We start from the raw sequence: 3400 nt of genomic DNA on the forward strand, positions 1-3400 counted from the left end.
GGGAGCCGTGCGGGACGTGTACGGGTTACGTTGATTTGGAGCGTTGGCGGGAAATAACCAAGTATTTACAGGTATCCCCGTTTATGATGAACGCCCCGGAAACATTCGACGAATACCCGGAGTTGTGGGATATTGCGTTGACGATGTACACCAATACGCAGAATTACGGGTTGAATTGCGAAATAACCGTTGGTTGCGACCTAACGGATTTTATCATTAAGGAAAGGCAGATTTTCCAAACGGTTATCCAACGACAGGTCGCCGCAATCATGTTGCGCACGTTGGCAATGAACCCCGATGTTAAGGTAAACCGGAACCAAGTAAACGCAACCCGGTTGGAAATTCTTTACGAATTGGACGGCAACGTTGAGGGTCGCCCCGGCGGTTTGGGTTATGACCTTAAAAAAGCATACGAGGCGTTGCGGTTGGATACGCAGGGTATCGACCGTATTTGCCTTACTTGTAATAACCACGGTGTAAAATACCGGACAACGTAAGATTATGGCGGGGTTAAAGTCAATACAGGATTTACGCAACCGGGTTGCCACGTTCAACAACGGGTTATCGTCCGGCGCATACATTCAACAAATCATTTGGGACAATGACGCCTATATTGTTGATATGAATGCCGAGGAACAATTGTTTGAACAAGGTATTAACCGTTTGGGCGTGGATATTATGGATTACGCCCCGTATTCGCCGTTGACGATAGCCATAAAGGAGGAAAAGGGACAACCGACAAACCGGGTAACGTTACGGGATACCGGGGATTTTGAAGCGTCGTTTTTTTTGGAAGTCAGCGACAAACAGTTTGAAATAAAAGCGTCGGATTTCAAAACGGAGGACTTAATAAAAAAGTACGGGCGGCAAATATTGGGATTGACGGACGAAAATATTGCGGCGTTGATTTGGCAATATATATTCCCGGACTTAATGAAGAAAGCAAAAAACGTATTATATGGCAACGAATAAGAGAACAACCCCTATAATTCCCAACCCGGTTTTAATCGACCGGGTTTTGGGGAACATACAAACCGGGTTAATGGATAACGTCGATTGGTTGGACGTCGCATTTGGGCGGGCGCAACGTATCGCCAAAGTGATACAGGGCAAACGCTATTATACCCCGAACGTATATGCGGGCGGGACGGAATGGAGAGGCGACAATGATTATATCGACGTTTCCCCGGATGCCAATATTGGCAATTTTTCGTTCTTTTGGATAGACGACCCGCAAACGGTCGGTTGGGTTCCCAAAGAGCAAAGCGAGATTAAAGCCCCGTTTTCCCTTATTGTTTGGTTCGATTTGCGCAAGGTTTACCCCGGTCAACTCAACAACCGGAATACCGAGGCATTGAAGAACGAAATATTGACCGTCCTAAATGGCGGTTTTTGGCTGAAAGACGGGACGATTGTAATAAACCGGATTTATGAGTTGGCGGAAAACGTGTACCGTGGGTTTACGTTGGACGAAATAGATAATCAATTTTTAATGCACCCGTTCGGCGGTTTTCGCTTTGAGGGTGTATTGTCAGTTAATCAACCTTGTAACATTTAACGATATGGTAACTTTCATTATTTGGGTTTTGGTCGTGGCAACCGTGGCGGCGTTCCTGTTGACCCTGTTAAAAAAGTGGGGCGTTATTGAGTACGTCCAAGTTCACGGCAACGACTTTTTTGTTAAGATGTTCAATTGCGGCTTTTGCTTATCATGGTGGGCGGGGGTCGTTTTGTCCGTCCTGTTTGCTATATGCACCGGGAACCCGGCATTGTTATTGGTTCCGTTTTGTTCAACAGTCATAACCCGCATACTCTTATGAAAACGACAAAGATAGGGGAACGGGCGGTTGTGTTGTACGACAGTATCGACGAATTGCCAATTTTGCGATTTCACGCATATAACAAAATGTTGCTTATCGACGCCGGGGTTGGGTCGGATTTGAACGATTGGGATGCGCATATTGAAAAGGCAATCCGGTTTATCCGAAAGGAAAAGCCGGATTTGGCGGAAAAGGAATTGGATAATTTGCGGCAAAACGTTTATTTCGTCCAATCTGCCATATCGCCAAAGTATTTGGCGTTTGCCTGTTTGGTTAAGTCCGTGGACGGAACCGAATACAACGATATGACGGCGGACGGTTTGCAAAAGGTATTGGATTTATTCGCCGATGCGCCGAACGCCGAGTTGACCGCCCATTTGGAAGCGGTTAAAAAAAAAATAGATGAAGAATTGCGTTTGTATTTTCCCCGGTTGTTCGATGATGCGACATTGAAAGAGTATTACGATAAATTGAAACAAAGAACGATTGTTGTATTACGCACAATAATAGACGGTCGGGCAACCGAGGCGGACGCAAAAGAGATTGACGACATTACGGCGGAGTTGATAACCTATTTCAACCCGCAGACGTTTACCGGGTCGGAAAGCGTGGAAATTAGGCATGACAGACAATTTGAAAATATGTGTTTGATATTGTCCCAAAATTTGCATGTTGACCCAAAGAAATTTACCGTTTTGGAATATTACAACGCATTTGAGTATATCAAGGAACAAGCCAAAAAAGAAAACAAGCAAAAAAAGGTAAAATAAGGCGATTTCCGGCGTTTTTATTTTTAGGCGATAAATTACACGTTTGAGAAAAGAAAATGCAACAGACGGGGAATTTCCCGTAAATAACTTAACAATCGGCGTATGGCAGATAATAACAACCCAATCAAATATTCGGATTTAATAAGCCCGGATAATTCGATTACAGATTTGATAAAACAATTGGATGAACTTTCGGACACATATACAAATGCGCTGAAAAATATCAAAGCCGAAGCAATACAATTGGCGGAGATTCTGAAAAAGGTTTCCGGCGCAACGGAGGACGGGCGAAAGACAACCAAAAAAGCCGCAGACGATGCGGAACGTTTGGCACGTGCGCAACGTGATTTGGCGTTTGCAGAAAGCGAGAACGCCAAAAAGTTAGCCGAGTTAAAATTGGCACAGCAGGAAGCGAACCAAATTAATAAACTGATTGTGAAAATAAATCAATCCGCCGAGGGTAGCTATAACCGTTTATCGGCGCAATATTCATTGAATAAGATTTATTTAAACAACATGACTAAAGCCGAACGGGAAAACACCGAGGAGGGGCGAAAATTGGTTGCACAAACCAAAGAAATATACGAAGAAATGAAACGTTTGCAGGAAGCAACCGGGAAATTTCAATTGAACGTCGGAAATTATACGGAGGCGTCCGACGCAATTATTGCGTATGGCGACAAATTAAAAGAAACGTTAGGTTTAAATAGCGCATTTGGCGAAAGTCTTTTGGCGTTAGGACGTGGCGGGGCTGAAAGTAAAGCCGTTTTTACAGCTATTGGCGACGGGGCAAAAGCATTGGGAAAAACT

At 44.3% G+C, this 3400-nt stretch carries 5 protein-coding genes; all 5 read left to right on the plus strand.

Translation table 11 applies throughout. The features are described from left to right. On the plus strand, positions 1 to 497 hold a 497-nt coding region (locus Q5866_RS20905; RefSeq protein ID WP_303182322.1), incomplete at its 5' end, for a hypothetical protein. Between the two features lie 4 nt (positions 498 to 501). Continuing rightward, positions 502 to 972, plus strand: coding sequence for a hypothetical protein (locus Q5866_RS20910; protein WP_303182323.1), 471 nt, complete (start codon positions 502 to 504; stop codon positions 970 to 972). After that, a complete protein-coding gene (locus Q5866_RS20915; protein ID WP_303182324.1) occupies positions 959 to 1558 on the plus strand; it encodes a hypothetical protein in 600 nt (199 codons plus the stop codon). Before Q5866_RS20910 ends, Q5866_RS20915 begins: the two co-directional genes overlap by 14 nt. 258 nt (positions 1559 to 1816) lie before the next feature. After that, positions 1817 to 2590 carry a hypothetical protein gene (locus Q5866_RS20920; RefSeq protein WP_303182325.1) on the plus strand — a complete coding sequence of 258 codons (774 nt, stop codon included), beginning with the start codon at positions 1817 to 1819 and terminating at the stop codon, positions 2588 to 2590. Between the two features lie 102 nt (positions 2591 to 2692). After that, the coding region (locus Q5866_RS20925) for a hypothetical protein (RefSeq protein ID WP_303182326.1) at positions 2693 to 3400 on the plus strand (708 nt) is incomplete at its 3' end.

This window comes from uncultured Butyricimonas sp., assembly GCF_959596855.1.
Taxonomy (GTDB): domain Bacteria; phylum Bacteroidota; class Bacteroidia; order Bacteroidales; family Marinifilaceae; genus Butyricimonas; species Butyricimonas muris.

Coding starts and splice junctions, on each gene's coding strand:
- Q5866_RS20910 (WP_303182323.1), top strand. CDS start 502: ATGGCGGGGTTAAAGTCAATACAGGATTTACGCAACCGGGTTGCCACG.
- Q5866_RS20915 (WP_303182324.1), top strand. CDS start 959: ATGGCAACGAATAAGAGAACAACCCCTATAATTCCCAACCCGGTTTTA.
- Q5866_RS20920 (WP_303182325.1), top strand. CDS start 1,817: ATGAAAACGACAAAGATAGGGGAACGGGCGGTTGTGTTGTACGACAGT.